General features: G+C 41.4%; 39 protein-coding genes. 9 read left to right on the forward strand and 30 right to left on the reverse strand.

Annotated elements, in window-relative coordinates:
• Nucleotides 1–145: 145 nt before the first annotated feature.
• The 9 genes from NQ565_RS02500 (at nucleotide 146) to NQ565_RS02540 (ending at nucleotide 4,389) form a co-directional block, all read left to right on the forward strand.
• Entirely contained in the window at nucleotides 146–340 is a 195-nt protein-coding gene (locus tag NQ565_RS02500) for a hypothetical protein (protein WP_008642512.1), read from the forward strand.
• A gap of 1 nt (nucleotide 341) precedes the next feature.
• Nucleotides 342–617 (forward strand): DUF3846 domain-containing protein, encoded by a 276-nt coding sequence (locus NQ565_RS02505; RefSeq protein WP_005655426.1) that lies wholly within the window; start codon nucleotides 342–344, stop codon nucleotides 615–617.
• Nucleotides 617–1,690 carry a DNA cytosine methyltransferase gene (locus NQ565_RS02510; RefSeq protein WP_005655428.1) on the forward strand — a complete coding sequence of 358 codons (1,074 nt, stop codon included), beginning with the start codon at nucleotides 617–619 and terminating at the stop codon, nucleotides 1,688–1,690. The genes NQ565_RS02505 and NQ565_RS02510 overlap by 1 nt, the downstream gene beginning before the upstream one ends.
• Before the next feature lie 22 nt (nucleotides 1,691–1,712).
• Complete coding sequence (locus NQ565_RS02515; RefSeq protein WP_005655430.1) at nucleotides 1,713–2,120, forward strand: hypothetical protein; 408 nt, start codon at nucleotides 1,713–1,715, stop codon at nucleotides 2,118–2,120.
• A 20-nt stretch (nucleotides 2,121–2,140) separates the two neighbouring features.
• A complete protein-coding gene (locus tag NQ565_RS02520) occupies nucleotides 2,141–2,341 on the forward strand; it encodes a hypothetical protein (protein WP_005655431.1) in 201 nt (66 codons plus the stop codon).
• 22 nt (nucleotides 2,342–2,363) lie between these two features.
• The gene (locus NQ565_RS02525; RefSeq protein ID WP_005655432.1) at nucleotides 2,364–2,648 is read left to right on the forward strand and encodes a hypothetical protein; all 285 of its coding nucleotides are present in this window, start codon (nucleotides 2,364–2,366) and stop codon (nucleotides 2,646–2,648) included.
• A 299-nt stretch (nucleotides 2,649–2,947) separates the two neighbouring features.
• The gene (locus NQ565_RS02530; protein ID WP_226812471.1) at nucleotides 2,948–3,277 is read left to right on the forward strand and encodes a hypothetical protein; all 330 of its coding nucleotides are present in this window, start codon (nucleotides 2,948–2,950) and stop codon (nucleotides 3,275–3,277) included.
• Nucleotide 3,278: 1 nt separating this feature from the next.
• Nucleotides 3,279–4,046 carry an ADP-ribosylglycohydrolase family protein gene (locus NQ565_RS02535; protein ID WP_005655435.1) on the forward strand — a complete coding sequence of 256 codons (768 nt, stop codon included), beginning with the start codon at nucleotides 3,279–3,281 and terminating at the stop codon, nucleotides 4,044–4,046.
• A 10-nt stretch (nucleotides 4,047–4,056) separates the two neighbouring features.
• Nucleotides 4,057–4,389, forward strand: coding sequence for a hypothetical protein (locus NQ565_RS02540; RefSeq protein WP_005655436.1), 333 nt, complete (start codon nucleotides 4,057–4,059; stop codon nucleotides 4,387–4,389).
• 43 nt (nucleotides 4,390–4,432) lie between these two features.
• Here NQ565_RS02540 and NQ565_RS02545 read toward each other — a convergent pair whose 3' ends face one another.
• The 30 genes from NQ565_RS02545 to NQ565_RS02690 form a co-directional block, all read right to left on the reverse strand.
• Entirely contained in the window at nucleotides 4,433–7,042 is a 2,610-nt protein-coding gene (locus NQ565_RS02545; protein ID WP_005655438.1) for an ADP-ribosyltransferase, read from the reverse strand.
• 134 nt (nucleotides 7,043–7,176) lie between these two features.
• Nucleotides 7,177–7,506, reverse strand: coding sequence for a hypothetical protein (locus tag NQ565_RS02550; RefSeq protein WP_005655439.1), 330 nt, complete (start codon nucleotides 7,504–7,506; stop codon nucleotides 7,177–7,179).
• Nucleotides 7,506–8,930 (reverse strand): phage portal protein, encoded by a 1,425-nt coding sequence (locus tag NQ565_RS02555; protein ID WP_005655441.1) that lies wholly within the window; start codon nucleotides 8,928–8,930, stop codon nucleotides 7,506–7,508. Before NQ565_RS02555 ends, NQ565_RS02550 begins: the two co-directional genes overlap by 1 nt.
• 15 nt (nucleotides 8,931–8,945) lie before the next feature.
• Nucleotides 8,946–10,376: a phage terminase large subunit gene (locus NQ565_RS02560; protein ID WP_005655444.1), complete on the reverse strand. Its 1,431-nt coding sequence runs from the start codon at nucleotides 10,374–10,376 to the stop codon at nucleotides 8,946–8,948.
• Nucleotides 10,363–10,755, reverse strand: a complete 393-nt coding sequence (locus NQ565_RS02565) for a hypothetical protein (protein WP_226766595.1) — start codon at nucleotides 10,753–10,755, stop codon at nucleotides 10,363–10,365. Before NQ565_RS02565 ends, NQ565_RS02560 begins: the two co-directional genes overlap by 14 nt.
• Before the next feature lie 182 nt (nucleotides 10,756–10,937).
• Nucleotides 10,938–11,177: a hypothetical protein gene (locus tag NQ565_RS02570; protein WP_005655447.1), complete on the reverse strand. Its 240-nt coding sequence runs from the start codon at nucleotides 11,175–11,177 to the stop codon at nucleotides 10,938–10,940.
• A gap of 32 nt (nucleotides 11,178–11,209) precedes the next feature.
• Complete coding sequence (locus NQ565_RS02575; protein ID WP_005655448.1) at nucleotides 11,210–11,815, reverse strand: hypothetical protein; 606 nt, start codon at nucleotides 11,813–11,815, stop codon at nucleotides 11,210–11,212.
• A 6-nt stretch (nucleotides 11,816–11,821) separates the two neighbouring features.
• Complete coding sequence (locus NQ565_RS02580) at nucleotides 11,822–12,937, reverse strand: DUF4417 domain-containing protein (protein WP_005655449.1); 1,116 nt, start codon at nucleotides 12,935–12,937, stop codon at nucleotides 11,822–11,824.
• On the reverse strand, nucleotides 12,927–13,364 hold the full coding sequence (locus NQ565_RS02585) for a hypothetical protein (RefSeq protein WP_005655450.1): 438 nt from the start codon (nucleotides 13,362–13,364) through the stop codon (nucleotides 12,927–12,929). The genes NQ565_RS02580 and NQ565_RS02585 overlap by 11 nt, the downstream gene beginning before the upstream one ends.
• 84 nt (nucleotides 13,365–13,448) lie before the next feature.
• Nucleotides 13,449–13,889, reverse strand: coding sequence for a hypothetical protein (locus NQ565_RS02590; protein ID WP_005655451.1), 441 nt, complete (start codon nucleotides 13,887–13,889; stop codon nucleotides 13,449–13,451).
• Nucleotides 13,889–14,305 carry a hypothetical protein gene (locus tag NQ565_RS02595; protein ID WP_005655452.1) on the reverse strand — a complete coding sequence of 139 codons (417 nt, stop codon included), beginning with the start codon at nucleotides 14,303–14,305 and terminating at the stop codon, nucleotides 13,889–13,891. Before NQ565_RS02595 ends, NQ565_RS02590 begins: the two co-directional genes overlap by 1 nt.
• Nucleotides 14,302–14,559, reverse strand: a complete 258-nt coding sequence (locus NQ565_RS02600; RefSeq protein WP_005655453.1) for a hypothetical protein — start codon at nucleotides 14,557–14,559, stop codon at nucleotides 14,302–14,304. The genes NQ565_RS02595 and NQ565_RS02600 overlap by 4 nt, the downstream gene beginning before the upstream one ends.
• A 1-nt stretch (nucleotide 14,560) precedes the next feature.
• A complete protein-coding gene (locus tag NQ565_RS02605) occupies nucleotides 14,561–15,571 on the reverse strand; it encodes a radical SAM protein (RefSeq protein WP_005655454.1) in 1,011 nt (336 codons plus the stop codon).
• Between the two features lie 12 nt (nucleotides 15,572–15,583).
• Entirely contained in the window at nucleotides 15,584–15,760 is a 177-nt protein-coding gene (locus NQ565_RS02610; RefSeq protein ID WP_005655456.1) for a hypothetical protein, read from the reverse strand.
• 163 nt (nucleotides 15,761–15,923) lie between these two features.
• On the reverse strand, nucleotides 15,924–16,739 hold the full coding sequence (locus NQ565_RS02615) for a ParB/RepB/Spo0J family partition protein (RefSeq protein ID WP_005655458.1): 816 nt from the start codon (nucleotides 16,737–16,739) through the stop codon (nucleotides 15,924–15,926).
• Between the two features lie 152 nt (nucleotides 16,740–16,891).
• Nucleotides 16,892–17,362: a hypothetical protein gene (locus NQ565_RS02620; RefSeq protein ID WP_005655459.1), complete on the reverse strand. Its 471-nt coding sequence runs from the start codon at nucleotides 17,360–17,362 to the stop codon at nucleotides 16,892–16,894.
• A gap of 7 nt (nucleotides 17,363–17,369) precedes the next feature.
• The gene (locus NQ565_RS02625; RefSeq protein WP_005655461.1) at nucleotides 17,370–17,633 is read right to left on the reverse strand and encodes a hypothetical protein; all 264 of its coding nucleotides are present in this window, start codon (nucleotides 17,631–17,633) and stop codon (nucleotides 17,370–17,372) included.
• Nucleotides 17,630–18,289 (reverse strand): AAA family ATPase, encoded by a 660-nt coding sequence (locus NQ565_RS02630; RefSeq protein ID WP_225665232.1) that lies wholly within the window; start codon nucleotides 18,287–18,289, stop codon nucleotides 17,630–17,632. The genes NQ565_RS02625 and NQ565_RS02630 overlap by 4 nt, the downstream gene beginning before the upstream one ends.
• Nucleotides 18,210–19,025 carry a hypothetical protein gene (locus NQ565_RS02635; protein ID WP_005655463.1) on the reverse strand — a complete coding sequence of 272 codons (816 nt, stop codon included), beginning with the start codon at nucleotides 19,023–19,025 and terminating at the stop codon, nucleotides 18,210–18,212. Before NQ565_RS02635 ends, NQ565_RS02630 begins: the two co-directional genes overlap by 80 nt.
• Before the next feature lie 47 nt (nucleotides 19,026–19,072).
• Nucleotides 19,073–19,831 (reverse strand): hypothetical protein, encoded by a 759-nt coding sequence (locus tag NQ565_RS02640; protein WP_005655464.1) that lies wholly within the window; start codon nucleotides 19,829–19,831, stop codon nucleotides 19,073–19,075.
• Nucleotides 19,832–19,856: 25 nt separating this feature from the next.
• Nucleotides 19,857–20,291 (reverse strand): hypothetical protein, encoded by a 435-nt coding sequence (locus NQ565_RS02645; RefSeq protein ID WP_005655465.1) that lies wholly within the window; start codon nucleotides 20,289–20,291, stop codon nucleotides 19,857–19,859.
• 43 nt (nucleotides 20,292–20,334) lie between these two features.
• Nucleotides 20,335–20,964, reverse strand: a complete 630-nt coding sequence (locus NQ565_RS02650) for a hypothetical protein (RefSeq protein WP_005655467.1) — start codon at nucleotides 20,962–20,964, stop codon at nucleotides 20,335–20,337.
• A gap of 131 nt (nucleotides 20,965–21,095) precedes the next feature.
• A complete protein-coding gene (locus NQ565_RS02655) occupies nucleotides 21,096–21,527 on the reverse strand; it encodes a NinB/YbcN family protein (RefSeq protein WP_005655471.1) in 432 nt (143 codons plus the stop codon).
• A 4-nt stretch (nucleotides 21,528–21,531) separates the two neighbouring features.
• Nucleotides 21,532–22,260 (reverse strand): MBL fold metallo-hydrolase, encoded by a 729-nt coding sequence (locus NQ565_RS02660; protein WP_005655474.1) that lies wholly within the window; start codon nucleotides 22,258–22,260, stop codon nucleotides 21,532–21,534.
• Nucleotides 22,261–22,266: 6 nt separating this feature from the next.
• Nucleotides 22,267–23,205 carry a recombinase RecT gene (locus NQ565_RS02665; protein ID WP_005655476.1) on the reverse strand — a complete coding sequence of 313 codons (939 nt, stop codon included), beginning with the start codon at nucleotides 23,203–23,205 and terminating at the stop codon, nucleotides 22,267–22,269.
• A gap of 8 nt (nucleotides 23,206–23,213) precedes the next feature.
• Nucleotides 23,214–25,175, reverse strand: coding sequence for an AAA family ATPase (locus tag NQ565_RS02670; RefSeq protein WP_005655478.1), 1,962 nt, complete (start codon nucleotides 25,173–25,175; stop codon nucleotides 23,214–23,216).
• A gap of 1 nt (nucleotide 25,176) precedes the next feature.
• Nucleotides 25,177–25,461, reverse strand: a complete 285-nt coding sequence (locus tag NQ565_RS02675; RefSeq protein WP_005655479.1) for a hypothetical protein — start codon at nucleotides 25,459–25,461, stop codon at nucleotides 25,177–25,179.
• A 3-nt stretch (nucleotides 25,462–25,464) separates the two neighbouring features.
• Nucleotides 25,465–25,677: a hypothetical protein gene (locus tag NQ565_RS02680; RefSeq protein ID WP_005655481.1), complete on the reverse strand. Its 213-nt coding sequence runs from the start codon at nucleotides 25,675–25,677 to the stop codon at nucleotides 25,465–25,467.
• A gap of 14 nt (nucleotides 25,678–25,691) precedes the next feature.
• The gene (locus NQ565_RS02685) at nucleotides 25,692–26,243 is read right to left on the reverse strand and encodes a helix-turn-helix domain-containing protein (protein ID WP_005655483.1); all 552 of its coding nucleotides are present in this window, start codon (nucleotides 26,241–26,243) and stop codon (nucleotides 25,692–25,694) included.
• Entirely contained in the window at nucleotides 26,240–26,485 is a 246-nt protein-coding gene (locus NQ565_RS02690) for a hypothetical protein (protein ID WP_005655486.1), read from the reverse strand. The genes NQ565_RS02685 and NQ565_RS02690 overlap by 4 nt, the downstream gene beginning before the upstream one ends.
• Nucleotides 26,486–26,610: the final 125 nt, after the last annotated feature.

Here is a 26,610-nt window from a genome sequence, read left to right on the forward strand (position 1 = left end):
CAGCAGGAACACCCGGATGCTCATTGGGTGGGAAACGAAAAACCCCACATGATAGAATCTACAGCGCAAGCAAAATACAATGACGTTAGACGTGTTGAACGCAATTATACTAAAGGCGTTCACAAGGCAAGAAAGGAGGCTCACAATGGCAATAGTAACAGTACAAGACATTTATAGATGTGATTCATGCAAGGCAGCATCAGACGAATTAGGAAGAGGATGTAAGCATGGTATGCTCTTCCCTCTAATGCTTATAATGGGAAACTTTACTGAGTGTATGAACTATGAGTTTGATGCCGAAAAGGTAAAACTTCAACTAAAACGAAAGGAGGCAAAATAAGATGGCAACACTGATAAAGACAGACGGAAGTAAATTGGAAATCCAACCTCAAAACGGGCTGGGCTTCCAACTGGATGAACTGCAAAAGTTCGTAGATGGTTACATTGATATTATAAACCTACACAATGGGGATATTCTCGTAATCAATGATAATGGGAAAGACGTTTTAGATTCCAACGAAACAGCCACGGAAATAGCGCATAAACACAATGCTATTTTTGGTTGGGATTATATTTGTGGCGATGTCGTTATGTGTAAAGATGAGGAGGTGCAATAATGGAAATTCATAAATTCCCTTATAACTGGAAGCTGGCAGAAGCCAATTTCACTAAAGACAAAGGCAAAGTGTTTTCTTGCTTTGCGTGTGGTGGTGGCTCTACAATGGGGTACAAGTTAGCCGGATTTGATGTAATTGGCTGCAATGAAATAGATCCCAAAATGATGAAATGCTACATTGAAAACCATAATCCTCAATATACTTTCTTAGAAGATATTCGTGATTTAGTGAGAAGGAATAATCTTCCCGAAGAATTGTACAATTTAGATATATTGGACGGATCACCACCTTGCAGTACATTTAGCATGTCGGGATTACGTGAAGATGCGTGGGGTAAAGAAAAGAAATTCAAGGAAGGTCAAAAGACACAAGTTTTAGATACGCTCTTTTTTGATTTTATTGCACTTGCCAAACGCTTAAAACCTAAAGTTGTTATTGCTGAAAATGTGAAAGGACTTCTTTTAGGGAATGCGATTGATTATGTCAGACGTATATACAAAGGCTTTGAGGAAGCTGGTTATTATTGTCAGCATTTTCTTCTTGATGCTTCTAAAATGGGAGTACCTCAAAAAAGAGAACGTGTATTCTTTATATGTATCAGGCATGATTTGGGAGTCCATTTTCTAAAAGTTTCAGACCTCTTCAATGTTGAGCCACATATTTGTATGAAGTTTAATGAAATACCCATTTTGATGAAAGAAATAACAGACTTTAAGGGGAAAGAAATTAAAAATGGTACAAAAATTCGATATGTTTGGGAACATAGAGAAATTGCTGATAAAGACATGTCTGATACATGTATGCGACTATACGGTAAAGAGTTATTCTTCTCAAAGAAATATATACTTGAAGATCGCATCTGCAATACGATAACTTCCAAGCATGATGATTTGGTACACTTTACACAACCTTTATATCTAAGTACATCTGAAATCTGTAAAGTATCTACTTTCCCCATCGACTATAACTTTTACAACCAATCCCCACATTATATCTGTGGAATGAGTGTACCACCCGTTATGATGGCGCAAGTGGCTACACGAGTTTACGAACAATGGCTATCAAAGTTATAAATAATTAGAGAAAGGAGCTAATATGACAAAAAGAGAAAAGCATCTTTTATGGATGATACTAAATAAAACAATCGGTAGATATATTCTTGTCAATATGCCCGGTTATGGAAGTGGAGAGAGGGCTGATTTGCATTTATATATAAGCAAAATATTGTGTCATTACATACTTATGGATGGCGGCTTGTGGACTATCAGAGGCTTAGAGGATGAATACCCGAAAGGTACATTTGATGTACATGACTGGATAGCAAATAATATAACTGACCGCATGGATGAAACAATAGGTTTTGTTGTTGATAGACAAATGACGCATGAAGAACAGGGTATATGTACAAGAAAATTCTTTGAACTTTTATGTGCTAATATTGATGAGATAGCTAAAGTTGTGATAAGAAGTAAACGTGATAGTGTTGGGCTGTATAATGGATAACATTCAAAAAAAATATAGATATGAGTAAAGAAGAAGCTATACAAGCAATGAAAGAGGGTAAGAAGGTTACGCACCGTTTCTTTTCCTCTGACGAATGGATGACTATTGAAAATGGATTTCTTCTTTTAGAAGATGGCGTACGTATCTCTTTGGAAGATTTTTTTAATTTTCGCAGTGATAGTCTTTGGGATGATGGATATGAATTGTATACCCCCTCATAATAAATCAGAAAGGAATTGAAGAATGAGGTACGCACTTAGGAAGCAAGCTAAAATAGCCTCTGTGTATAGTGAGGATTATTTAAACAAGCATATCATCAAAAGTCTTGATTCATATTTTGGTAATACCAGCGATGAGCACATAACAGATGATATTTCACAAGAGGGATATGTAACCAGTACCGGAGAAGATTATCCAATTCTAAAGGTTAATGACCTTTCTGATGATAATGCTATGTTGGAGTTTGCCGTTATAGGTTTGGAATGCGATATATTAAAATTGTCTTTTTTAGGACGAATAAAAGGATAAACACAATGGAGATAGACCGCATTAACCTTGTATAATAAAATAAACTCGGTAAACATTTGTTTTATTAAATATAATATAGTAATTTTGCGTTTATAGAACACATATAGCAATGAAACAGCAAAGAAAAGTTATTCATGTAGAATTGAAAGAGCCATACAAGGGTAAACGTCACTACTACTTTGGAAGCATTACGGCTATATATGAGCTATTGCCAACCGAAGTAGTAGGGGTGTCTAAAGAATCTCTTTGGAATGTTTTAAGGAATGGTGAACACATGGGAAGAAAGGCGATTGTTAGGTATGGCACACTTCATACTAAGCAATCAAACAGAGGCAAAAGAAAGGAGGCTAACAATGGATGAATGTATTACGAAAGAAATGACAAAATCCCTTTTGAAAGCATTTGAGGGCATGAATGAATCTTTAGAAGATTTTCAAAAGGCTTGTGCATCTACAATAGAATCTACAGAAAAGCATATTGTATCGGCTCTTTTTTTAAGAGAATCTGCAATGCTCATTAAACTGGCAGAATCTTCATTTGTTACACGATGGTACTACAAACATAAGTACCGTGAAGCTAAATATCATAGAATTAAAGCAGAGCGTTTTTTCAATCAAAATTTCAAGTAATATGTTAGGAGCAATTATAGGCGATATTGTAGGCTCACGCTTTGAGTTCAACAATACAGATAACTACAACTTTGAACTATTCACAAAGGATAGCACGTTTACAGACGATACAATTTGTACTATAGCGGTAGCGGATGCAATCAATACGGGCGTAAGCTACAAAGAAAAGTTTCTCCAATGGTGTAGGGCATACCCCAATCCGAAAGGGGCATACGGTGGCAGCTTTGCCCGCTGGATAGCCTCAGACAACCCACAACCATATAACAGCTTCGGCAATGGCTCTGCAATGCGTGTTTCCCCGGTTGCATGGGCTTATGACAACTTAGATAAGGTTTTGATGGAGGCAGAGAAAACGGCTATAGTAACCCATAATCACCCGGAGGGAGTTAAAGGAGCTGTAGCAGTCGCACACGCCATTTATTATTTGAGGACAACCCACAATCAGAAAGTATATGAGAATATAATGCAATCGTACTATCCTCAATTCATGGTAAACGATTATTATGCTGGAATATTTGATGAAACGTGTCAAGGCACTGTGCCGCTTTGTTTGAAAATTATTCGTGTAAGCACCTCTTTTGAGGATGCAATCAGACGGGCAATTTCATGGGGTGGTGATAGCGACACGATAGGGGCAATAGTAGGCTCAATGGCAGAAGCACTTTGGGGCATACCAGATAGTTTCATTTGGAATGCTCTAAGAATACTTCCTGATGATATGCGTAATGTTATTGGATGCTTCTATAACACTAAAATCGAAGTAATTTAAACAAGTTGTTATGACAAAAACAAAAAACAACTCATTAACTCACCTTTGCATCTATTACAAAGGAGAGAAAGAATGCCCTTTCAGAGAAGCCGACAAACAAATGTTTTGGCTTGGTGAAAAATGGTGGACTGAGCAAACCGAACTTGCAAGCGATGCCGGGTGTGAACGTATTGCCCCCATCCTAAAAGAGTACACAAATGCCGGGCTATCCAACTTTGAAATGTACGATGGTGTGCCTATCACACTGAAAGCGGTACTTTTCAATAGATACTGCAAGTATGCCGAAAGGACGGATATAGAGGGCTTCAAAGACCTGTATCAATCCACCTATATCAAAGGCTAAACAAAAAGCAAAGGCGCATCAGTAACGGTGCGCCTTTATTGTGTCAATACTTGCAATAGAATCCCATCGAAGTAGTAACCATTTCCTTTATCTCTTTTGGGCTTTGTTCCAAAACTTCCATATCTATATACCATTTACCATTTGTATATTCAGCTTTGGTTATTCTGAATTTAGTGCCACGCTGTAGGATGATTTCATTTTCCCCCGTTGTTGTAGGCTTAGAAGTTCCGTTCCACTTCTTACCCGGACAATAGTCCCCATTGTCATGGCTTGAACCAAATGCAGAAAAAGGCTCTGCGTAGGTCATTTGTGTACCTTTCGGACAATAGATATTCAGACAAACGGGCTTACTTCCAAAGTTCGTATTCCGGCAATTACCACACGACATAAAGGAATCATCCGTACCAACCTTGCCAACAAGCTTAGACGGGTCAGATATATAAGCATCCAAATCAGACAGCCCAAACCGATAGTTTACAAAAGCACTGATTTCGTCACGCTTTACCCAAACATCATCTTTAAGTGTGCTTCGGGCTATATATTGGGTCATATCGGCAATATGCTTTTCAGCTTCGGACAATCTACTACCATAGTAGTGATAATATCCCTTAATAGCACGCAAAGGCTCTGTTATATAACTACTACCAGCCGTATATTGATACATAGCCGCCTTTTCATTGGTGCTTGCAAGTTTCCACATATCCACGGCATTATCAAAGAAATAATCGTTTGCATCTGAACTATGAATAAACCATTTCGCCTCATCCTTTCTTTCCTGCGTAAAATCGGAATCCTTAAACTTAACCTCCTTTACTTTTGATTTACGCTTGGCAGCGGCTTTTTCAATGCTTTCTTTCCTTACATTGAGTTCCGTAATGGTTTGTTGTGCCATTGCTTTATCATTGCCGTTGATTGCATTTTCAAGCTGTGCAATGAGCGATTGGTAAGGCTTGGACTTGGTAGAGAACTTAGATAGGTCGGCATAGTTATCCTTGATGGCTTTCCAATCTATCTTATCTTGAACAATGCCAATCTGTTTAACATAGGCTTGTTGTGACACCTGCCACGTTGGGTACTTCTGTTGTACATTGTGATAGTTACCACCTAAGAAGTCGTATGCTTCAAAATTCAGTTTCTTTAATTGTTGTTCCAAAGAAAGGCTATCCCATTGTGCCAGCTTATCAGCAACCGCCTTGTTTACGGCTTTTGCATCGGCTAAAGAGAACTTTTTAGCCACCTCCATAGGGCTATCTATGTAACCCAGTGAATAAATATCCTTGCCTATAACTTTCAGTTTACGGGCTTCCAACATGATAGCGGACAAATCAGGGTGTTTTAGAGCCTCAGCTAAAGCCGTAGTATCAACGTCAGAAATACCACCCATAACACGGAGCATATTATTACCATAGTGATAGGTCGCTTTTCTCACATTCCACCGTTGCCGGATGGCATTTGCTTCCGCTTCCGTCCGGGCTTCGTGCCGGGCTTTCGCTATCTCTTTTGCAGTCGGTGGATAGATAACCTTTTCATTGTCCCGTAGGAAGTAGGGCAAAGTCCCTTTCTCCGTTGCATCCTTGATGCGTTGCTCATTGTCTTGCATCCACCCGGTAAATTGGGATGGCAGCTCTTTTACCTTTTCCTCACATTCCACCGTTGCCGGATTATCCCCGTCCAAAATCTTATCCAGCATTTCGTCCAATTCTTCTTGCTTTGCCAGTACGGGTACTTGATAGCAACGGCAATTCGGGTGCCACCCTTTCCAACGGAATGTTTTAGGGTACACACCTTTCAAATCATCGCAAATGTCAGATACGGGATGATTGTTGGATAGCTTGATTTCAATGCCTACCACAAAGTCGAGTTGCGCCCAACGCTCAAAATCGGCTGTACGATACGCAATGTTGGTTTCAGTCCGTGCAAGCCTTTGGGCGTTACGTGCGGATGAACGGTACACGCCCCGCCCCGGATGAAAATGTTTCGGGCTATCATCCACCCATTTGTAGGAGTTGGCTTCTTTGTCCCAAACCCTGCGTTTCCACTTTCTACCATAGATAGGTTGCCCGTTCTCATCTTCCCCTACCTTGATACGGAAACGCCTGTAAAACTTATCGGGGTCTTGTAGATACTTCTTTATCTGAGCCGCCAAACGATTAGCCGGAACACCCTCACCAATCGCCAAATCCAAAGTATTTTCCAGCTCATCACGGAACATACCCGTATATCGCCAAACCTTTTGAGAGAGATTCAAACCACCGTCACCACTCTTACGGGCAAAGAAAGCATCCATAGCCTCTTTGTTGCGCTTGAAGAAACGGGCAAAGTGATTATCCTTTATTGATTGTTCACCGAACACACTTTTAACCAAAGCATCGTTATTCTCGTTAGATGCAAGCCATTCCTTTTCTACACCGCCCCGGATAATTTGGTAAACACGGCTGTACATATCCCTAAGAATGGGCGTAACTTCCTCACTATACCCATAGTCGGCAAAAGAGAAAGGCTTCCCATCCTCCAACTCCGTACCCTTTACCAAGTTAATTATTCGCTCAAATGCTTGTTGGTAGATGATACGGACATTGGCAGCGTAACCCTCCGTTCTCTTGAAAAGCTCCGCTTGCATCTTCTTATAGTCTATGTACTTCTTCTTTGCCATGCCACTACTTTAGTTTAAAGTTGGTGCAATAGTCCTTATCTAAAAACTTGCTGTATTTATGGAAAGGGCATTTGCATAAGAACGGCTCACCTTTCCAGTTCAATTCGTGGAAGTCGAAAGCGTGTTTGCAGTCCCTACAATGGTAGTTCTGCGTTGATGTCTGTTTCTTCTTTGCCATAGTCGCTATCATCTAAGAAACTGTATAACAAATCTTTTTTAGTATTGAAGCAATTACATTCATTATGCTTACAAATTGGGTCTTTATCACCAAAACTTCTATATTCACTTCTTTGCACCTCTACATATATAATTTTGGTATAATACTCCCCCGAAAGGGAACAAGTACCTACAGGTACATCACCTATTACCTCCACTTCAATATTGCTAATTTGGATTTTCTCCGGCTTATTATTGCGCATAATCCAAACCTTATCGCCAACATTGTATTTTGTCTTTATTTCCATTATTCAGCCCCTCCGAAAACGTCCATTTTGTTTAACTCCATTTGTTGCTCCATCCGTTCCGCTTCTTCTTGTTTTAGCCGCTCTATTTCTTGTTTCGCATCTTTTACAAGGTAGGACAATTCTACATAGGTTTCACGGCTCAATGCCCCATCATTGTATTGCTTAGATAGGTCGGCAAGCAATTCGCTCACATCTTCCCCGAAAGGCTCTTGGAACTCATGCCTTAACAGCAAGGCATCATATTCAGCCTTATGCCGATAGTCAAGCACATTACCTAAAATAGCTATCATAAGATTAGCGTGGCGTTTCATATAATCATCGTGCTTTTCCTTGTGGCGTTCTGCCTTGATAACGGCAAGCAACATCACTTTGCGTATAGCCTTTGCCGAAAGGTTGCCTAATGATTTCATATTGTCAAAATCAATGTTGGGCGTGAAAGACTTTGAAAGAATGTGTTTATCCAATCTTTCAAACTCATTCTTTTTGCTTTCGCTCGCCTCATTCCATGTAAGGTAGCGTACATCACCGCCATTTTTGAGAATAAACAGTTTGGCTTCTTCTTCCGACTTTGGCAAGCTATTGAGGATTTCAGAAGTAGCCACCATTGCCGGGTTAGAAAAGCGGTCATTAGTATCTGCATCGGTGCTTTCCATTATTTCAGAGCGTTCAATCATGGGTTGCACCTCCTTATGTTCGGGCGTTTGCTCAAATATCAGCACGGGAATTTTCCCTATTGGATTATCCTTTATCTCAACCTCCCAACCCATTTTGCCACGTTTGGCACGATATACAGTCTCTTTAGTGTATATATCCACATGGTAAACGGTATTGTTGCCTGCCTCTGTCAGATAGTAACCCCACGCAAAAGCGGTAATCCGTTTGTATTGGTCACGAATGGTATAAATATCATCGTTGTTTTCCCGGCTCAACACATTCAGCAAAAGGGATGGTTTATTATCACTATCCCGGTACACATGGTAAAGAATGGCAGAAATGCCCTCCGCACCAGCCAAACGTTTAGCCTCTCTAACTTTGGCATTGAAATGTATTTCATTCAGCCAATCTTTGTAGTTCTGAAAAGCATAATCCGTACCCGTTGAAAGCTGTTGCCATTTTACGGGTCTGCCATAGAGAAACACCAAAGAAATTTCATTGATGAATTGAGGGTAAGGAATGGGGATTTTCCACCGTTTACTCCAACGTAGAAAGTTGCCTTTTTTATCGTAAACGGCTCTATCCTTACGCTCCATCACTTTGTGAGTGTCAATCTTATACTCACGTAAATTATTGGCGGCTTCTTCCGCATGGGCTTTCATCATGGAAAGAGCACGGGTCACATCCTTAGCCGTCAAAAGGTCGGCAAAGTTTTGTTGGTAGCCAATAGCCGCCTTTACCTCGTTAGAAATAATGTTTAATAATCCCATTTTGCTTTATTGTTTTTAAGCGGTTATACCTAATCTGCGTTCTATATCATCGGGTATATCATACTCGTTATAGTCAAACCATGCTCGCATCAGAAACATATCCCTCCAGTCCGGGGAACAACCAATATCCATCTTGATTTCTTCTTTGGGTTTCAATTTTAGTTTCCCGTCCGAATCAGCTTCCCATGTTTGCAGTTGTTCCAGTTCCCTTATGATTTCTTCCTTATCGGCAGTGCTTATCAAATCCTCATCTATCCCCACTTCCGTAGCGTTTATGTGGTCTGCCAGCTTGTAGCCGCATTGGGTCTGTAGGTTTTGGTAGTTTTCACCATTGAAAGGGGTAGAGTTGTTCACGAATCCCTGAATGTCGCAATTATCCACCACTCCACCGCCTACACCGTCCTCATCAACGATACATTTATGGTTGGGTATTCTATACTTCTTTTGCTTGTTGATTATCCACGTCTGAATGTCGGTAGTCTTAGACACGGGAAAACATTGTAGCTCTATGATATGCCAACCGTCCCAAACGGCAAGACGGGCATAGTCAGCTCCGAAGCGTGCAATATCGCCTGTAATATAGTTTGTACCTGTCTTGATTGAAATCTTATTCCCGAATATCTCACAGATTGCATCATGTGAACAAAGGGCGTTGGGGTTATCGTCATATTCCCAATTACCTTTCAAAAGACGTTCACGCTTTACTTTATCCTTTGTGGTTTTCAAGCCCTCTATATAATCGGGGTCTATGAATGGATTTTCTTGTACAAGGCAAGCAAGGTAGTACATATATTCGGGCAATTCCCCTTTCTTATCCGGCTTGTAGAATGTATCATACATCCAATTCTTTTTAGGGTTGCACGTAATGAATAACTTTCGCCTCAACCCCAGTTCATTGTTAAGGTGTCGCCCGATACGTGTTTTCAATGTATCATAAGCTCCAAAATTCACCTCGCCACCCTCTTCAATCCAGCCGCCTGTATATTCGATTGAGCCGTAACGCTCATACAGAGGGTCTCCCGGCTTATATTGCAAGTCCAGTAAGTCAATACGTGAACCGTTGAAAAATTCGATATAATTGTATTGCCCGTTATACTTGTACAAGGTATCATCAACCCCGTACTGATTGCAAACCTTGTAAAATGTGATAAGTGTAGATTGTGTGATACGCTTTAACTCGGCACGTCCGATAAACCACTTTGAACCGGGATAACAGAGGCACATAAACAGAAGCCACACCGCACCCGTCCATGATTTTGCACCCCCGGCAGCACCTCCGTACAAAAGTTCAACGTGTTCATTGTCGGTAAGTATCTTCAAAGCGTGTTCTTGCTTCTCATGCTTCAAACCATCCTTTACGGTGATGAAGTCGAAACAACCACGCTTGAAAAGCTCAATCTTCACTGCAAGTGCCATCGGCACGTCTGTAACCTTACTTCGTGCCATTGCCTGCCTTTATTTTTTCCAGCAAGGAATTGTATTGTAGCAACTCATCCGTAGTAAGAGCCGACAAATCCATGCTGTTGTTGGTTACTTGTGCGTTTACTTCGCTCTCTATCTGTTGGGTGGGTTTACCGAAAACCCTATCAAACAGACTATCTACCGTATAAGTCCTACCATAGCGAATATCTGCGTTAATGGCAGACACCACATTTAGCACCCACACGGGCGTTTTCTTGTTGGGCGTTCCGTCTTTGTTCTTAACCAACCCCTCCAAAGTTTCGGGCGTACTTTCCATCAAGAAACGGATAACCTTATAGTAGTCCTCTTTGCTCATTTCCGGAGCTACCTTTTTGCCCGTAATATCTTTGATGTATTTATACACGGACGGCTTCCTACCCGAATTTTTGGGTTGGTTATCAGATGAAAATCTATTCCCTATTTTATTTCCTTTCTCAAAAAGTGCCATCCGTTGATTTATCGTTGGTTTATGTGTTCTATAAACACACTTACGAAGTAAAGAAAATCGGATAGCGTGATACCGTCCGATTCCCTTTACCCGGTTAATTATTCTATGATACTCTCTTGTGCCTTGTACTTATCCCAAAACCAAAGGATGGTATCACCGCCCTTTTCGTCTATCATTTCATCGTAGGCATCCAATTCCTCCAAAAGGGCGTTTGCCTTGTCAATTACCGAAGTGAGATGCTTTTGCTGATAATCATCAGCATTCCAAACCTCGATTTCACCATTTAATTGCTGCTTGATTACCTTAATCTCATCAGCGGTTAATTCTATCTTCTCCATGTTGCATTGAATTAATTTAAGCAAAAATACCTCTATAGTTTGTATTTCTTGCAGATTTCCTTTACTTTCTTGGTATATTTATCACTTTTACCATGTATCGCTTTAGTAACGGTTTCAGCCCAGAACTCCGACACATTGGTTTCCGCATACTTTCCATACCCGGATTTCTTATTGTCTTTCTTCCAAGACTTAAATAATTTATTCACTTCCTTTCCAGCCGCTTTTTGGTTTGCCCCTGTCATATTTGCATTCCATGTAGCGTGCGCCAGCTCATGCGTTACGGTATGGGCTACCGCTTTGTTGGTTTTCGTACTCCACCCACTCGCATAGCCTCTCTTGTGTGAGGCTTCCACAGCTTTTTTCGTTTGCATGAAATGCTTTTTGTTAAGGTAAACACCCTCTGACTTCCCATTAGCCGTAACGTGTACGCCATAAGTGCCAGCCGATAGTTCTGCCAACTTTACATTCTTTTGCCTTACACCAAGTACGGAATGATAGCGTGAAATAGCTTCTTTGGTTGCCTTATACAGAGCCGGGTCTTTCATGTTTACCAAAGGCTCAGGCTTACCAACAGAGCCTTTATATGTTGCATCACCCGGTTGCAGTCCTCCACGTGTTCCACTTGAATTTCGTCCCATAATACTTTACTTCTTTTTTGCGTTAATAAAATCTGTGACGTACAACAGCCCATGTTCACGGCAGAACTTCTGAATTTCCGTACCCCCACCATAAACGATAAGGTTTGGTTTTTCAAGCCCGCTTATTTCTTGGGCTACTTGCAAATCAGATTTAAGGCTTTCCATCCAACCGTCCAGCCCACGGGTAAAGAAAGCATTATATCCTTTGGGAATACCCATTTTGTTGTACTCAATAAACTTGTGAGAAACATTCAAGTCAGCATAAACCTTGATTCCGCATTCCTGGAAGTAACGAGAAAGCCAACGTTTCTTGTAAATAAGCTGAATGCCCCACGCTACAGGCGTTTGGTCGTGGCAACTACAATTCGGCTCTACCACCGCCTTGCATCCGCTTGTGAGTAAATTTATCGGGTCTTTGAAAAGAGCCTCAAAGCGATAATCGTCCACATAGAAATGATATGTCGCCACATCTTTACGCAAACGGCTGTTAGCACCCCACGGAGATAAAGGCAATTCTACCTTTCCAGCTTGCATATCCAATAAGAGATTGGGAATTTCAAAGACGTTATCGCTTTCATAAAGAACGTCCTTAAACATGGAACGGTAGAAAGATTCCTTTTCGGCTTCTTCCTCGCTTTGTTCCTCATCGTCCATTTCTTCCTCTGTGCTTTGGTCGGCTTCCGTTTCCTCTGCCTCTTTAGCCGCTTTCTTCTTACCCTTTCCGGGCTTCTCATCATCGGATGGAAAATCAAGCCCAATAAAGCCGAAATCTACATCTTTCCAAAACTCATCCATTTGTAAGGCATTGTAAGCCCAATCGCCATTGTTGATATTATCCCTCAGAATAATATCCTTTTCCTCATCCGGGGTCAGTTCCGAATAAAGAATAACGGGCACATCGGCAAGTTTCAGCTTTCTTGCAGCCTTCAAGCGTTGGTTTCCTGCCAATACCACCAGTTTACCGTCACGCTCCATAACCGCCAAAGGTCGGTGTTTCCAAAAGCCGTTTATCTTTATGGAATCCACCAGCCTTTCAAAGTCATTCTTCGTAATGGTACGTGGATTTTCAGGCAACAAAACCAGCTCCGAAACTTTCTTGTATGTAATCTCACTACATTTCATTCTCAACCTCCGTTTCGTCTTTGGTTTCGTCATTCTCCGAAGAATGGGAATCCGGCATTAATTGTTCCTCATCATCTTCTACACAGAAGCCCTTTCTAAAAAGTTCACAGAACTTCACAAAGCGGTAACGCCTGCGGTACTTCACATATACCAGCTTTGCACCTACGGAATCTTTGCCAATGGCATAGAAAGAACCCCGGTAATCAACGGGCAATGACACCGCACCATAGATACTAACCGAATCATCGGACACGCTCGTAATGGTTGCGTGCCTATCGTATTTGCCATTGATATAAACGTGTATCTTTTCCCCTTGCTTCAAATGCTCTTTTGGGGCAAACCTCCAAAAGTTCCTACCTATATACTCGGTCATGAGCAACAAGGCTAAAAAAAACAGCGTTAATCCGATAAGAATATACATACCCATAGCTTATTTGTTTACTTGGTGAATCATATTGCAAATATACTAAATATGCGTTTACTAAACACATATTTAACCGTAAAAAGAATACTAAAAGCCATAAACCAACATTGCACCATCACGTCCATGCTCATTTGTCTGTTTTTGCCATCCAGTCAAAGCCTTAAACCGTTCTTGTGTCAGCTTGGTTACATTGCGTTTCGGGGCAACCATTTCATACTCCACGCCCAACTCTTTTAGATAATCATCCCATATAGAGGCATCCCGTTTCACAGAGCCTACACCTTGCAACTTCTTACGTTCCATTTCACGGCTCATACGCTCCGTTCCGAACCACGTTCTTTGCCGGGGGTCTTCCACCCTTACAATCACTTTGTCACCTATACCAGCCTTATACTCATCATACAAGGAACGTACACGCTCCATCGCTTTATGTATAGGCAAAGAGCATACTTGAAGTAGGGAACGCTGCTTGCTATCCCAAACAGCGAACCCGGTATTTACACCCGTATCAATCCCTACATAAATCATTATTCAGCCTCCATTTCTCCGTTGGGAATCTGATACAGAATAACGCCCTTAATCTCGTTTGCTTCGGCTCTATCTCCGAAAATCTGAGCCATCATAAGGTTATTAGGCAGATACTTGTACCTCACCTCTTTAATGAGCGGCAAACCTATCGGGGCTTCACTTATCACGTGCAACGTCCATAGCCCATCCTCTTTAGATATGGTTACAAAGGCATTCCTATAGAGGAAAGAACCAACTTTATACACTCCGTAATCATCCACATCGGTAAAATCCGCTTTTGCAGTTTCTTCCAGCTTCTTTATGAAGTCGGGGCGCATACGCTTCTTTTTCTTCTTGAAGTATTCAGGGTAAACCACCATACCTTTGTTCTCTGCGTTGGCTTTCGCCAATTTTGCTTGCAATTCTTCTTTGCTCATAGGTCAAATAAATTTTTATAAAACTCAAAATTTTTGTTTTCTATCTTTATATCTTCCGGGTAATGAGTGGCGCATCCGTACCATTCATTGTAGCATTTAGGACAAAACCAGCAATTTAGCACGGCTACATAATAGCCAGTATTAGAAGTACCGTTACATCTATCGCAAATACCAATACCGCCAATTTTAGCCAACTCGTTTCGGCTCAACTCAATCACCTTAAACCTTTTGGGGTTATCTACTATTTTAGCCATATCAGTATATTGTTTCTTGGTAACTTGAAGTAGGAACTTTCCCGGATAGGATAGCGTTTCCACACGTGATAAGCCCGTTATCTTCATCATAAGAGGGGACAAACACAATAACATCGAATCCGTTGCCTTTCAAATCTTCCTCCACGGCTTTATATGGGGTAAACAGCTCATAGCCTCCACTTGTGTGCAAATCGTTCTCATCACAGCTATTTGTTCGGTGCAATGGGGTAATCTTACACATAAATTTATCGGGGTTGAAAAGCTCTCTCAAACGCTTACCGTCTATATGTGTATCATCTGCCAAAGCAAAGTTTAAGGCATATTTCCTGCCAACAGGCATAGGCAGCGATTTTCCAATTTCTGATATTTCACCAAGTGAAAGCGAACTACCCGAAAACAGATAATTTCTTTCTTCATCATTCGTTGTATTGATGGAGAATTGAAGTCCGGCATCACCCTTATAAAGCTCGTTCTTTATGTAGTAACACCACTTATGTAAGAACTCAACCAGCTTCTTATTTCTCTTTGGCAGCATTGTACTTATAACCGGGTGTACCAAAGAATCTCCTATAAACGGCTCTATGTCCTTCTTTACACTGATTGCATGAAGTAACACATTTGCGTTCCATGTAGGCTCTCCCATACGTGCATAATGTATGTTTAGACGTTTCGTGTGCTTCACTTCCGGGTGTTGCTTGATAGCCGTTAGCACTTCTCCTTTCAAATCATTAAAAGTGGCATTTCTCCCAATACCCACTTTTGGAACATCGCAGAACTTGCAGCCCATAGAGCAACCGTACTGTGTGGAAATGGTAATCACCCATTTTTCAGTAAGAGGCATCGGCTCGCCATTGGGTACACCGTTCAAATCACGGGTAATCCCCAAAAAGTCCGCTTTGATATTAGCGTTCTTACCATAATCTCCAACCGTAAGGAACTCCAACATTCCCTTTTCACCTATAGCGGTATATATTTCGCCCGTAGGCACTACTATCTTCTTTTTAATTTCCATATCTTCAAATCATTAAAATGCAAATACTACTTTTTCGCCATTCATAGCCCTTTTTCGCAGGGTGGGGTATCGCTCATAAACCTTGTTAGTCATATCCTCAATGTCGAATTTGAAAGCTGGGCAATACTTATATCTGAAAGCCGCATAAAAGCGGTCATTCAGCATTATATCAATCATCAGCGTTTTCATGCCATCTATTTACCACAACAAGGTAATTTAGTGTTAAACACGTCTTTCAGCCATTGCTTGTACGGGAGAATTGGTTTACCGTATAAAGTCATATTGGCTTTGTAGTTCTCATACATTTGTTTGCGGAAATCCGCAGGTATTTGTTCCTTTTCTTTTCTCAGTTTCATTTTATGCCCCCTTTCTTGTATTCTCTCATCGCTTGGCTAAGGCTTTCCGTCTTATCCAATAGCCTTGCCAGCTTATCCACGTCCACGATAACCTCACCATCCAAATAAGCCCAAACCTTTCTCAGAGCTTCCGCAATGGCTTTTGCTTCTTTAGAATCTTTCAGAGAATTAAGAACCTCCTTATTGGTAGCTGTAACCCTACCGTTTTCTTTGGCGTTATCCACAGCCGACTTTGCAGCCTTTACTTGTTCTTTCTCACTTCCATAATTGGCGGCAATCTCCTTAGCCGCCTTAACCGACAATTCCCCTTTCATAATCCTTTCTTGAATGTACGGGGGCAAATCCAACAAGGAAAGGCATTTGCTTATGAAAGCCGGGCTTTTCTTGAACTTATCCGCTATCTCAACTTGGCTATATCCAAATTCTTCTTTGAAACGTCTGAACATGATAGCGCACTCGTATTCGGTAAATTTCTTACCCTCGTTACGCATCATCTGTTGAATATACAATTCTTCAGTAGAAGCGTCCTTTCGGGCTTTCATGGCACGAACATAAGGAATATCCGCACCCTCGGATATAGCCAACATGGTAGCCCTATACCTGCGTTCACCATCCACCAATTTATATTTCTCGTTGCCCTCATCATCCTTAAAGGCTATAACCGTCAGAGGATTTAAGACACCCTTTGCCTTTATTTGCTCTTTCAGTTCGTCAAGGTCAAAATCACGTCTTACATTGAAACCGTCCACAACCACGATATTACGGGGGTCAATCAAAAATAGGTCTGTATTCTTCGTTTTATTCGTTTCCATACTACTGTCATTTATTTAGTTCATAGTGCTTACAAAACTTCTTTCTTGCCGTTATCCGCTTCGCCAGTTTATAGCAATACATCTGCATTGACTTAGGCTCGCACCAGTAATATTTGCACTCACTACAATGCTTTATATCATCTTTTCCCATATCAGTACCTAAATGAAGTGAAGTGTAACACAACGCCCTCAAACACGTTACTTTTTGATTCACCAAAGAACCATTCCACAAATTGCTCAACTGTCAGACCATCATTCTTTGCCACTATTTCAATGGGAATTTGTTTACCATCAATCCATATCTGAGGAACGGCATCATCAACACCATAGGTCATAGTAATGTGCTGTAGACCTATTTTATCATACTGGGCAAACTCTCTCTGCTCAGAGTTGTACGGTCTGCCCGTCCATTCACGCACTGAAAGATATTTTTTGCCGGATGCAATATCTTTATATCTCTTATCCCACACGCCATTCTTATTGTAGCGTATAGTATGTATCTTCTTATGCTCTTTTAGTTTGCCCTCAAACTCTGTAGGCTTTCCAGCCAAAGAATGTGTAACTGGGAATACACGGCATAAGGTCACAACCACTTTTTTCTTTTCTGATTTTTGGTGTTGCATAGCTTTATTATTTACTTGGTGTATTACTTTCTGAATAATAAGCAAGCGTTATCACATCCCACATTTCGCTCACAATGGCAAACGAAAATGTCTTATCCGGGTGGGTACTACTTGGCATATCCAGCATTTCTTTTTGTATCGCCTCGTTCCAATAATGGCAATCGGGCGTGTAGTTAGATTGAAAGCTATTAATGCTTGCAATAAGTTCGTTGTAATACGCTTCACCGAAAGCATTAATGAGCTTTGTTTTGTTTCTGAGCGCAAATCTCATTTTCGATAGCTTTTTTGGCTGTAGTGCAGCCGTTCAAACATTTCTTCCATTCTATCAGCAATACGCTCTCCGTACCTGTCGCCAAATTCCTCATCTGCCAAATTGGAAGTGGCTATAGTGAATAGCTGCCTGTCATATCGGGCATAGATTAATTCAGTAACCGGGGAAAACTCGTTGCCCCAACTTTTCACGCTTGCTGGTTCAGTGCCCACATCATCAATAAACAAAAGTTCTTGATTCTTTAGCTTGTTGAAATAAGTCGGGTCATCGGCTATTGACTTGGCAAGGTTCAAAGCTGATATGCGGTACACTCCCTTTCTTTCGGAAGATAAATCACTATTGTACAAGATACCTATAATGTTGCATATCGCCTTTGCAAGCGTGGTTTTACCACTTCCTACCGTACCATACAGAAGCAAGCCGAACTTTCCGTTTCCGCAAAGGAACTTAGCCGCTTTGCCTATCTTTTCCAACGTGGCTTCATCCGAAACATACTTCATGTTTCTGCGCTCAACTTCTGACTGATAACACATCCTTAGCATTTCCGCTATGTCCTGTTCGGGAAACTTCTCAATCTTAAAGCGTGTCCCTAAAAGTCCTCTTTGCGCTTGGTTTGCCAATATCTGTTGCAGCCGTTGTACCAGTTTGTTGTCCATATCTATTCATATTTTCGTAATACTTATCTTTTACCCAGCCCCTAATAGTCAGGTAATCGGATTTATACTTCTTACCCTTAGAACCTTTGTAATTGTTGAGAATATCAATCATCGCTTTAGCGGCTTCTTCGCCATATTCGGTACATAATTTTGCGTATTCATCACGTGTCAAAGTAACGTAATCAGCATAATTGTACTTCTTGGCTTTTGCAATCTTCCGCTGTTGTTCATCAGTCAGTGGCGGTGGATTCTCCGGCAAATCATCGGGAAATAGGTCTGCTTGCGCCCCGTGTTGCGTTTCAGCCGTTGGGGAAGGTGTATGTGGCATTTCTGTCGGTGGCGTTTCCACAAGCGCATCAACTTTGGCTAATATCCGTTTACCCATAGTTACACCACCTTTTTTCCCAGCCTCAGACCGTTTTACCCGTATTGATTCCATCTTAACCATATCAGCGTTGTACAAAGCCCCATCATTCCTTACAGACAATAATTCAGCGTTAATCAATGATTCTATCAGCTCCTTTGTTCCACTTCCGTAGAGGGCTTCTAATTCATCAACCGTGTACGCACCGCCAATAGGTTTCATCATAACCCCACGCTCTATACTCACCCACATACAGCAAAGCATATCCAGCCACAAGCCCTTACAAGCAAATGACAACCTCATAGCCGCATTGTTGGATAACCAAGCGGTGGCATCGAAAGGCATAGGCGGTATGATTTTTTTATTAGCCATATTATGAGCTGTTATAAGTGGGGGATTTCTCCCCCACGATATAGTATTTAGATTTCAAGAATAGCAATGTCCGGGGCAATGGCACGAATGCCGTCTAACACCTCGTCAATACACTTATCTCTATAGTCCTCTGCCAGTTCGTTAGCACCGGGCGAAACAAGTTGCAACAACACATCACCATTAGAAAGATAGTGGTCGAACTCAACTTCAATAGGTGTTTTTGCAGTTCCCTTGAAAATGGCGATGTTAATCGTGAAACTCTTGGGCAAATTACTTTCTACTTGTGAACGGTACACCTCAGCCATAGAGCCGGACGGGTCACGCTGTTTCTGAATTTCTGTCTTGGCGTTAGCCGTGAAGTTCTTTAATACCGAAACGAGCTTCATACAATCCTCTTTTTGCATGAATACGCCACGATTCAAACGCAGGAACTGCCCCAGTTTAGCCGGAATCCAGCCACATTCTCCGTCATTGATACCGAACTTTGAAAAGACTTCCGATAATTCCACCGTACCTACAAAGGTGTTTTTGGTGTAATAATCATCCTCATTCACGGTAAGCGTGATACTCATTTTCTCACGGTTTACCTTAATATTCGCACGCTTTTGGTCGATGGTGTCAATACGCTTTTCCAACCAATCTAACGGAGTTCTGATAACACCTGATACAGAAATACTTTCCGGTTGCTTAATGGGCAATTCGTCCAATGCTTTAGGAGCATTACCAATTCTGTACACTACTTCGATAGGTTTTTCACCCTTGTACTCACCGATGTTCACGGTTAATCCTTTTTCTTGATTTTCCATTTTGAAATGTTTTAATTATTAATACTTAATCGTCTGTACCCGTTTTATCCGCACGGATAGCACGGAACACGTTACGCTGCCTTTCGTCTTGTGTCATGGGGCGTTGTTCCAGCAAATAACCCTCCGGGCTGTAGAAGCCAACCATTTTTTCTTCCTCATCTACAAACTTGAAACAGTCGCCCTTAATCCAATCGCCCCCGGCTTTCAGTTCGTCACGGAGTTTAACTATGCGTTCCTCCAAAGGCTTGATTTTGCCTTTGTAATCGGCTCTGATTTCCGCTAATGATTGTTCCAAATCTGCTTTTTGAATCGCCACGTTAGCGAGGTCTGCCCTCCTTTCGTTGATTTCTTCTTGGTCGAATTTGCGTGTATAGCTACGCTCTACAATTTGGTCGCAGCTATCACGTAGAATCTGTGCCCTTTGTTCCACCGGGGTATCGGCTAACATGATGTCTTTCATTTCACCTTGTTTTTAGTTAATAATATGTTTAATAAACACACTTTTATTTCAAACGATTTCCAACGGTAAAGTTGAATTTCAAATATTCAGCCCAAAGTTCAATGAATTGCTGCCCGAAATACTTAGCCTTTTCTTCCGTTTCTTGGCACAAGCGGAACCCACTGCCCGCATGCGCATACGAGGACCGATTACGCGCACTCAGATAACCGAAACCCGCAGACGCACCATTATGCGCATGAGCAGACAAAAGGGCACCTCTTTGTTCGGGATACATATCATTAATTTCTTTCTTAGTATACAAAGCAAACCACGGATACCAATACACTTTGCTTCCCTCTCCATCCGGCTTTGGTTGGAAATTTCTACCCCACAAAGCCCGACTAATAGTTTCTAATTTCATAAGAGCAACAATATGGGATGGCATATTTACCCTATCACCTCCATTGGTTAAAACTATGGTAGTATCTCCATTCACACTATCCACTCTTATTGCATCTTGTTTTAACGCCACACAAGCATCCTCATACGTGCGGATAGTCTTGTAATCGTCCAACGTGGGCTTTGCAGCCTCAAACACTTTCTTTCCAAACAGGCTTTCCATAAAATCCTTAATTCCATCACAAGCATTTGCATAAGCTGTTTGCAACTTGCTTTCTTCAATTTCTACTTTCATCTTTCAATGTTTTTAATTTGTTAATAATCTTTTTTGTTAATCTTATTGCGTTATCCACTCTCGTACTTTGTCCGGGTGGAATATTTGCTATCAAAATGGGCACTAAGCGTATCAGCTCAGATACCACGCTGTTAGGTATTCTTTTCATGGCTTCTCCAATATTTATCCGGGTCGGGAATATCCACATTCAGAAACTCTTTGGCGTACTCCCTCAGTTTTTCGCAATAGGTGGAAAATGTCACCGTATCCATAGTGGCTGTAGAACATGGGAACTCTACAATCTCCCCCGTGTGCTTGTTTACCACTTTGTCAGCCGTCATTTGAGCCTTAAAAAACTCATGCACTTGTTCCACTGAAACGAACTCCCAACCAGCTTCTAAAAGAGCATCTAAAAGGATAGGGTAAATACACCCGAACAACCACCCGTTTTGGTCTAAAGAACGTGGTTTTCTGACTTTCTTAACCTCTATCCTATAGATACCATCCAAAGCGTTACGCATCCATTCGTACAGAGGCTTCAAATCAAATAACCCGTTTCTCTTTTCTACTTGGAGTTTAGCCATATCCTTATGTTCTATCTAAATCAATCGTTAAACCCGGCTTTGCCGCATAAACCACTTTCCCCGTATGCCTTTCCACTTCCGATATGAAATAAGGCTCATCGCTATTATTCTCGGAAAGGTGTAAAAGCACGATTTCCGAAACATGGGATAAGTCGTTTGCTTCCAAAAAACCCTTGCACGTAGTAAGCTCCATGTGTGAGGTAAGCAGACGTTCACGCTGTGAGGGCAACGTGCGCCCGGCTGTAATCGCCTCAATGAGCTTCTTATCAGAGTAATTGCACTCTATCAGCACATGGTTAAGCCCCTTGAACTGATATTCGCACATACAGCTATCGGTAAGAAATACCATCTTTCCCATATCGGGGTGGTCTATCAGATAGCCGACACATGGCACATCATGGCAAGCAGGAAAAGGAAGTACCTTAAAATTACCCATCTTATAGCCTTTGCCCTCTTTAACCACCAAAGAACGGGAATCCCAAACGCCCTTTGCAGTCCATACCTCCCGTAATGCCAACGTGTGAAATCCACTATCCACCATTGCCTTAATATATTTGGCGTGGTCGTTGTGGGCGTGTGTTACCACACACCCTACAACTTTTCTCAGATTGAAATCCAACGCTTTCTTGACTTCTTGGAAACGGATGCCTGCCTCTATAATCAAAGCCTCCTTACCGTTATCCAAAATGTAACAGTTTCCGCTACTACTTGAACCAAGAACAATCAGTTTCATACGCTATCAATATCCGGGGTCAATAGTTTCCATTTGTTGCTCGCTTGACACGCTTTCAAAGCTAACATCTTCCGCATCAATCAACTGTTTGTTTGCGTAATTGTCGGTCAATATTTCACGCTGTGAAGTTTCGTCACCCTCGTAGTCATTGGTGATGGCATTTTGCATTTCTACGGACAAATAGCCATATTTACTCAGTAAATTACGGATAACGGTTTTTTGTGCCATTCCGTGAAAGTTACCCATCCAACCAACCTTGTTGCTATCGGGAGAAACGGGCAAATTAGCCAAATTCAGCAACTTTTCAACCGTTACATCCTTATCGCTTGTGATGGCTTTACTGTATCGCTTTGCATGGTTTGCCATTTGCTCCACTGTCATGTACAAAGTCTTGCTAAAGCCGTTCATAAGTTCAAAGTAACAGAAATAGCCTATCACCTTATCGCTTTTCCTTTCACCGTCAAAGGCTATTTCCCCAGTCAGTTTGTTTACCTTGCGCAACTCACCATCATACACCACATCCGCATTGATGGTACGGTATTGTCCCGTGCGCATGGCAAGCTGAATATAACCCTTATAGCCCATTTGAAAAGTCGGCTCATACACTTTAATCCAGTTGCCCTTTTCATCCTTTTTGGAGTTTTTGAACGGGATAATGAAAGCATAGCCCAAAGCCTTGTTTATTGGCAAATGTAACGTGGCAGCTTTGAGTGCTTCCATTACCACCTGTTTAGGATTACAGAGTTGCAGATTGCTATCTCCGTTGTATAGGTCAATTACAGAGGCTACGAATGTTGCCGAATTTTTACCAAGCGCATTTTTGAATTGTTCTTGTACGCTTTCGGCATTCATCATGCTTTTAAGAATATCTACAGGCTTTCTTTGAGTAGCTACCTGCCCACCATTTGCAGCCTGTTGTATGGTTGTAGTCGCTTGCTGTGTCATAATCGCAATTATTTAATGGTTAGTTCTTTGTCCGTAGTTACCACCAGCCGGATAATCTGACTGAGTGATGGGATTATTTGATTCACGCTTTCCGCATTATCAACGAAAATCGGTGCAGATACCCCCTTTGCCGTGCAAATGGCATTGATTATATCTATTCCGGCATTGATTTGTCCGGCATTGTTCACGTCAAGGAAAGGTGTACCGTTCACAGTGCATACACACGTAAGTTTTTCGCCTCCGTTCAGTTGTTCGTTCACAAAGGAGAATGATACATATCTGAACATTCCGTTAATGCGTTTCAACAGCTCCGCATCCTTATCCTTTTGGAATTGGAGTGCCGTAAACTCCCATTTTTCAAGGTCTGCCAACTTTTGATTGTTGGCAATGCGCTTTTCTTCCAAAGAAGCGATTTCCTTTTCAGCCCTGCCGATTTGTTCACGGTTTGCCAAACGCTTGTATAAACCTTGCACGGCTTCATTCAAAGTTCTTTTCTCCGATTGCAGTTCCGACACGTCCACAATCTTTGCATCCACTTTGAGCTGATTTTCAAGTTCTACAATCTCGTTCTTGATGTCAATGCAAGTTTGGTCGGATGCTATCATTGCTTCCACGTTTTGCGCCTCGGGGATAGAAGCCTTTGCTTGTTGAATATCGGCATTGATACGCTCTATCTTTTGTTCCAGCTCCTCGATTTCGGCATTGGTACTGTCTTTAAGCCCTTGCATTTCTTCAAGCCGTTGCTTTTTAGCCATGCCAGCCTCTTTATTCGCTTTCAGACGTGCCGCCTTATTAGCGTTAAAGTTGGCTTGCATTTCACGCTGCTTGGCTTCTATATCCTCAATTTCCAAAGGACGTTTGCAAGTGGGGCAAATAAATTCACCCTCATTATAGGTAAGTTCCTCCTTGCTGATAAATGAAAATTCACCACGCAATGCGGACAATTTGGTATTAAGCTTTTCTATCTCAATATCCATAGCCGCAACCGATTGCCTTTTTCTGTCTAAAGAGGCTTTTTCAGTACGCAACGAATATTCCAATTCGTTCAGCTTCAAAGATGCCTCATTGCGCCCTCTGTTAGCTTCTGTAGCGATTTCATTCATTCTACTATTGAGTTGTAGGCGTTTTTCACCTATTTGCTTTTGGATAGAAGCCTTACGTTGATATTCCTGCTCATTCAGCTTTGATTTGTCGGCAATTTGTTCCTCTATCTGCTGAATACGGGCATTTTTATCCTCAATCTCACTATCAATGGCTACCCAATCCTCTTCCTCCGGCATAAGTTTACGAGCCGTTTCTATCTGAGAGGGAATAACTGACAATTCATCTTTGCAAGCCTTTTTCTTGGCGGCTACCTCTTTGGCGTATTGGGCGATGCTCCTGCCGGACAACTGAGCCAGCAACTCCAAATATTCGGGCTTGGTCTGCGCTACGTCTTGGTCGGTAAGCGTTCCTACCATATCCAAAAGGATTTCTTTTTGCGCTTCCGGCTTCATTGATGTAAAGTAGAAAGGGTTGGTTATCATTCGGAAAACATCTTCCGGGATGATGGCAGCTACTTCACTATCATACTCCTTTTTGGTAGCCAACTTAACACCGTTCAAATAGAACTCTGTTGCATGATTCTTTAGGCTTTCTTCCGTAGTTCCACGTGGCTTGACCCAGTTTTCCACATAGCAGCGTTGCAGTGTTACCGTCTTGCCATCCACTGATAGTACACCAGTAACGGAGTGTTCAAGGTGCAAAATAGGCTTGCCGTCCGAATCCAACGTTTTAATGTTGAAATTACTATCCGACCGTCCCGTACTGTCTTTTCCAAAAAGAAGCCAAAGGAATGAATCGAACACAGTTGTTTTGCCCGTACCATTTTCTCCAGCAACCAGCGTTTCCGCATCGGAGAAACCGATATTTAGGCTTCTGATTCCCTTAAAATTCACAAGGGATAATGATTTTAATTTGATTGTTCGCATATCACTTATTAATTATAGAGTTGATTTTCTCTGATTTATCCACTGCCATAAGTTCGGCACGTGAATACAATACTTTGGAATGTATAGAGCTACCGCCACGGATAGTAGAAACTCTGCCGTCTTTTTGCCAGCGTTTCACCCGGCACTCTTGAAACAATCTGTATGCTTCACGTTGTGAAATGAGGTCTTTTGCCGGGATAGTCTGTTTTACATAGTTGGCAGCACCCAAAGAAGCCATTTCCATACAGAGATTCTTTAACTCGTATAGTTCCATCTGAATTGCCATAAGTCAGTCCTTTTTGTAGCGGTTCTTAAAATATTCTCTAACACTTACTATCCCATACTCATTGTCGGTATAGAAAACCCATGCCAGCCAAAAACAAGCCATAGTGGTAAAGAAGTGAAATGAGGCATTACAGAACAATGCCCCAGCAAGGGCAATAATGCCAAGAAGTAGCGTAACGCCACATTGGATAAGGTTTGCTAAAGTTTCTCCTTTCATCGGTGTTGCATTTGTTATTTGAAAAGATTGTTAGTCATAGCATACCGCATAAATTCAGCCATTGAATGTACTCCAACCTTTCGGAAACTGTTTTTTCTATGGTTGTTCACGGTATTTAAAGAGATAAACAGCTTTTCGGCTATTTCTGAATCGTTTTTCCCATCATAGAGCATTCGCATAACTTCTATTTGCCTATCGGACAACTTAGAGTTGAATTTAGGAGCGCAAATAACTTTATCATGTTTGCATTCTCCACGTAATGGACAACCTACAAACTCAAAATTAAAGTTCCAATTCTCATCTACATCAATCATGTTGTCATACAGACCGAAGTTGCATTTAATGAATCTACGCACCGCTATGAAATCCCGATACCTCTTGTTGTTTGAATTTTTAGAGTATATATCCATAAGCGCATCGTATGCTTCGGGATAAAACTCCCTCAGTATAGCCAAGAAAGCTTGGATAAAGTCGGTATCAGTTTCTTTCAACTGCCTTTCGGCTTCTCCGATAGGGCGCATAGTAACTTCACCCTCCGGGGTTGTGTAGAACTCTATAGCTTTCATTCTGTAACAGGAAATAAAATATCGGCTGGAACGCCCAGTTTATCACTAATCATCTTTTGTTTGAGGGCATCCGGCTTTTGTACGCCATGAATCCACATTCGTACCGTCTTGGTACTACACATACACAGAGCCGCTATTTCCTCCACGAACTCAGTTTTTGGAGCTTTTACAGCACTCCTTTCAGGCAATCCTTTGTAAATCTGAATAAAAGACTGATAGTCTTTTTGGGTTACTTTTTTCATTTTCTCTAATTTATATGTTCTACAAACACGCTTTTTGGCTATATTTGTAATGTCATTTATTTAATTACGCAACAAATATAGGCTATATATCCGAATATAACAAAACTTTTTGGATATATTTTCTA

The sequence above is a fragment of the Bacteroides stercoris ATCC 43183 genome, assembly GCF_025147325.1.
Taxonomy (GTDB): Bacteria; Bacteroidota; Bacteroidia; order Bacteroidales; family Bacteroidaceae; genus Bacteroides; species Bacteroides stercoris.